This window comes from Dokdonella immobilis, assembly GCF_900115085.1.
In the GTDB taxonomy this organism is placed as follows: Bacteria; Pseudomonadota; Gammaproteobacteria; order Xanthomonadales; family Rhodanobacteraceae; genus Dokdonella; species Dokdonella immobilis.
Genome location: NZ_FOVF01000060.1, coordinates 1 through 4,429 on the forward strand (window position 1 = coordinate 1; position 4,429 = coordinate 4,429).

At 53.7% G+C, this 4,429-nt stretch carries 5 protein-coding genes and 1 pseudogene; 5 read left to right on the top strand and 1 reads right to left on the bottom strand.

Features of this window, described 5'->3' with window-relative positions; translation table 11 throughout:
• The 5 genes from BM125_RS19410 to BM125_RS19430 all read left to right on the top strand — a co-directional run.
• On the top strand, positions 1–283 hold a 283-nt coding region (locus BM125_RS19410), incomplete at its 5' end, for a hypothetical protein (protein WP_092411085.1).
• A 73-nt stretch (positions 284–356) separates the two neighbouring features.
• Positions 357–923, top strand: a complete 567-nt coding sequence (locus BM125_RS20035; RefSeq protein WP_139225130.1) for a hypothetical protein — start codon at positions 357–359, stop codon at positions 921–923.
• An 84-nt stretch (positions 924–1,007) separates the two neighbouring features.
• On the top strand, positions 1,008–1,424 hold the full coding sequence (locus BM125_RS19415; protein WP_092411087.1) for a hypothetical protein: 417 nt from the start codon (positions 1,008–1,010) through the stop codon (positions 1,422–1,424).
• A 93-nt stretch (positions 1,425–1,517) separates the two neighbouring features.
• A complete protein-coding gene (locus BM125_RS19420; RefSeq protein WP_092411089.1) occupies positions 1,518–2,450 on the top strand; it encodes a trypsin-like serine protease in 933 nt (310 codons plus the stop codon).
• Between the two features lie 441 nt (positions 2,451–2,891).
• On the top strand, positions 2,892–3,935 hold the full coding sequence (locus BM125_RS19430) for a serine hydrolase domain-containing protein (protein ID WP_175498210.1): 1,044 nt from the start codon (positions 2,892–2,894) through the stop codon (positions 3,933–3,935).
• A gap of 190 nt (positions 3,936–4,125) precedes the next feature.
• On the opposite strand, the pseudogene BM125_RS19435 reads toward BM125_RS19430, so the two are convergent.
• Positions 4,126–4,429, bottom strand: a pseudogene (locus tag BM125_RS19435) (IS3 family transposase); the annotation flags it as partial.

Sequence of the window (4,429 nt, forward strand, 5' to 3'; positions counted from 1 at the left end):
CACGTTTGCGCCTCCCATGCGCGATGTCACAAGTTCTGCGGAGGAGGTCGTATCCATTTGGCCCTACGCAGAAGAGGCGATGGCACATGAGTTTCCTGGCGTGGAAACGTCCAACTGGAATGTCGAGTACGTCTATGAGGATCCCTCCGGTAGCTGGCAGCACGTACTCATCAACACGGAAATACAGAATGCCTATTTGGTAGTAGTCATCGATATCAACGCGGAGTCCATTCTCGGCTACCATTTCTTGAATTTAAATGAAAAGTATGGCCTCTCGCAGTGAGTTCTAACTGGTCAATCAAGCCGACCGCTAACGCGGCGGCTTATTTCTGGCGTTAGCTTTCATGGAGATGCCGATGCGAACGATTTTACTCGCTGTTTTTCTCTTGGCGTCAACTTGCTGTTTTGCCGCGACTCAGTCCTCATGCAAGGACGGAAATCCATCGCCCGATCAGTCTTGGAACCCACCAGCGGCTACGGTCACCCCAAAACTTCGTCATTTCTACGATCTCGGCAGCGCCCTTGAAGCGGCGCAGAGCGCAAACGACTTCAAGAAAATGCAGGCGTTGGCAAAAGAGTATCTTGTTGCAGCGGAGGGGTATCACTGCAATTGGAACTATGGAAATGCCGTTCACGACGCCAATTCCGCTCTTGGGCTTTCCTCTCTGGCCAAAGGCGATAGGGCAGGAGCAATAATGCATCTCCTTGAAGCAGCGAAATCGCCAGGCTCACCACAGCTAGATTCCTTTGGGCCAAACATGCTTCTCGCCAATGAGCTGGTTGCGGCGGGGGAGAGAGACGCCGTTATCGCTTACTTGCGGGGAGTGCAGCTGTTCTGGAAGATGGATGACGGTGAAATTGAAAAATGGATCGAAGAGTTGAAAGCTGGAAAGACGCCTGATTTCAGCATGCAGCTGATCTAGAGCCCTAGAGAAAGCTAACTGGTCAATCAAGCCGACCGCTAACGCGGCGGCTTATTTCCGGTGTTGGGTTCACATGGAAGGCGCATGAAAATCGGATTCATCTTGCTGCTGCTGGTCACATGCGTCGAGGTTAGAGCGCAGACAATTTCGCCTAAGTCCTCCCACAAATGGCTCGATTCTTTCGAGTTGCGCAAGGCGGGAATCCATCCTTTGGACGCATCGCAGATCCAGAAGTGTGAAAGCACGCTTCGCAATATTCTGAAAAGCATTGACGAGAATTCCTATTGCGCCGAGGCAGCTGACTGCGTACTTCTAAATCAAGATCCGTTTGGCGCAACAGTCCCAGTGCGGAATGAGTTCGCGAAGACCCTGCTTCCGCAGATGAAAGTGTTCAGCGAAAAGTGCGACAGCAATTCGTTTGTCTCCAGCCAAGACATCGCCAAGATGAGCGTTCCTGGGTGCTTCGAGAATAGATGTGTTGTGCATACAGGTGGTCGCTAGCTTGCGAACCCAACTATTCAATCAAGCCGCCCGCTGACGCGGCGGCTTATTTCTGGTGCTAGCCCCCGTGAGACGCTTCCGAAGGAATCGCATATGACCCGACTCATGTTGCTCGCACTGCTTGTTGTGTCCTTTAGTGCAAGCGCGATCGTCATTCGGGATGACGTTGATGACTCAAAGTATCGAGTTGCGGTGTCCGAACTTCCTGCTCTCGTTGACATGCCTGGCGAAGGGCATGGCGTACTGATTGCTCCGCAGTGGGTTGTTACCGCTGCTCATGCCGTCACGTGGCAATCTCAAATCAAGCAGGTAACTATTAATGGGATACCTAGGGACGTTGAACGTCTCGTGATACACCCAGGATACAAAAAACCGCCGCAAGAGCTGCTTGACCAGGCGCTGGCCACTTGGGATTGGACGCTATTTAGGGTGCTGCTCTCATCCTCAGATGACATCGCACTTCTCAAATTGGCACAACCCGTTACTGGCGTCACCCCTGTAGCAGCCAACAGGAGCGATGACGAGTTCGGCAAAATCATAAAGATCATAGGAAAAGGCGCTACGGGCAACGGAGTCACTGGGTACGAATTTAGTGATTCCCACCGCACCGAGCTTCGCCGCGCGTACAACAAAATCACCGGTGCACATGGCCGCTGGCTCTGCTACATCTTTGACAAGCCGTCCGATGCCCTGCCCCTTGAGGGTGGGTCAGGAAGTGGGGACAGCGGGGGGCCAATCCTTATCCAGGCTGAGAACGATTGGCTATTGGCCGGACTGACTTCATGGTCAGACCCTCAAAGCGCCATTAGGACGCCCGGGCACTATGGTCAAATCAGTTGTAATGTCCGCCTGAGCCATTACAAAGATTGGATTCAAAGCGTTATCTCTGCACAGCCGCAGCAGGGGGCTAACAATTCGTTCAAGCCGAACTTGCTTCGTTACACCAAAGCCATGGCAGAAAAAGCTTGCCATGACTTTGGCTCCACTACGCAAGTCGGCTTAACTCAGGTGTTAGCCACCCAATGAATCCCTCTAGAAATACGTATATCGTTTCCCGAATCGTCGCCGGCATTGTATCTACGGTTGGTATATTGACCATCGTTTCTGCAATCGTTTTCTACGTGCTTATCACGTTTTTCGCGAACCCTATTCAGTCGGCCATCTACAAAGGTCCGGCGAGCGGCATTCTGTTCTGGGGAATGTCCGCTGGCTTCATCATTCTCGCGTTTGGCTTACTCTGTAGGGCAGTATTCCACATCGCTCAATCCGTAGGAGCTCGCGAGTAGTTGCCAACTGTTTAATCAAGCCCACCACTAACGCTGCGGCTTATCCCCGGTGTTAGCCATCGTAACTGACAGTTCCACGTCACGGGAGACAGTAAGCGTGCAGTCGCCAAACATGCCGGCCCTTCGTTGGCTTTCCCTACGTTGCGTCGCATTCGTTCTGCTTGCAGCGTGCTGTCCCAAAGTGCAGGCGAGCGATCCCAAAGTGGAGGCGGATCGAATCGTTAGCGAGTTCGCTAGGGAAAGTGGCACTCCGGGTCTATCGGCCTCTGTGGGGATTCACGGAGAGCAAGTCTGGTCAGCCGGCTATGGCTTTGCCGATGTGGAGCAGCGTGTGGCAGTTGATCCGGCGCGGACAAAGTTTCGGATTGGCAGCGTAGCGAAGCCCTTAACGGCGTTCGCGCTTGTTCAGCTCGTAGCGCAAGGGAAAGTCGATCTTGGGCAGGACGTTCGCCGCTATGTCCCGCAGTTCCCGTCGAAGCCCCACAAATTCACAGTCGCGCAGTTGGCAGGGCATCTCGCTTGCGTGCGTCACTACGCCGGCGATGAGGCCTATAGTCGTACGCGTTACCTCAGTACAGCGGCGGCACTGGAGATCTTTCAGGGCGACGCATTGGTTTGTGTTCCTGGTACAGAGTGGCGGTACTCGTCCTACGGTTACAACCTCTTGAGTGTCGTAATTGAGAGGGCCGCCGAAAAGCCGTTTCTTGAGTATCTGGATCAGTCTGTGCTATTGCCTTTTGGCATGACATCGACCGAGCCAGATCGCATTGAGGAAGTGGTGTTGAATCGTGGCCGTTATTACGTTCGGCGAGATGGGCGGCTTTACAACGAGCCTGAGGTAGATAACAGCAATAAATGGGCCAGCGGTGGAATGCTATCGACCACAGACGATCTGGTTCGCTTCGGTTTGGCGCTCATGAATAGTCCGCAGGTGAGTCCAGCAATGCGTAAGTTGCTTTGGACGGAGCAGTCAACGACATCCGGAGAGCCAACAGGATATGGGATTGGATTCCGAGTGGTGGCAGACAAAGAAGGGACCAGGTGGATCGGGCACGGTGGCGGATCCATAGGCGGAACCACCCAGTTCTGGCTGTTTCCAGAGACTGGCATGGTCATTGCGGTGGCCAGTAACTTGAGCGAACTTGACTACAGCGACCTGATCCCGCGACTCAGAAACCTATTCGTCGGTCTTTCGGCCAACCAACAGGATTCGCCGCAGGACTGATCGCAGCTGATGGCTAACTGCTCGCTCAAGCGGACCAATCAATCGCTTTGCGATTGATGTGGCCGGTTAGCTCCAGCGTTAGCCCGCAGGAGCAAGTTTCGTGCACTTCTTCTGAAGATTGTGGTCAGGTCTTGAATCTTGAATCCATGCACAATTCAAGACTTGGACTACCCCCGATTTCTCGGACGGGTTAATTAGGCGACACCGCCATCTTCTCGAACTGCTCCGGTGATTGGTAGCCGAGAGCGCTGTGTAGCCTCTGTCGGTTGTAGAACACCTCGATTTAGTCGAATACCTTGCTGCGCGCCTGGTCGCGGTCGACGAAGCGCTCGTGGTGCGTGAGCTCCTGTTTCAGCGAACTGAAGAAGCTCTCCATCACGGCATTGTCGTAGGGCATACCCTTGCGACTCATGCTGGCGATCATCCCGGCATCGGACAATTGTTGCTGGTAGGCCTTGCTGGTGTATTGCACGCCTTGATCGCTGTGGTGGATG

Bases quoted from the DNA above. Each gene is read 5' to 3' on its own strand.
- BM125_RS20035 (WP_139225130.1), top strand. From the start codon at position 357: ATGCGAACGATTTTACTCGCTGTTTTTCTCTTGGCGTCAACTTGCTGT.
- BM125_RS19415 (WP_092411087.1), top strand. From the start codon at position 1,008: ATGAAAATCGGATTCATCTTGCTGCTGCTGGTCACATGCGTCGAGGTT.
- BM125_RS19420 (WP_092411089.1), top strand. From the start codon at position 1,518: ATGACCCGACTCATGTTGCTCGCACTGCTTGTTGTGTCCTTTAGTGCA.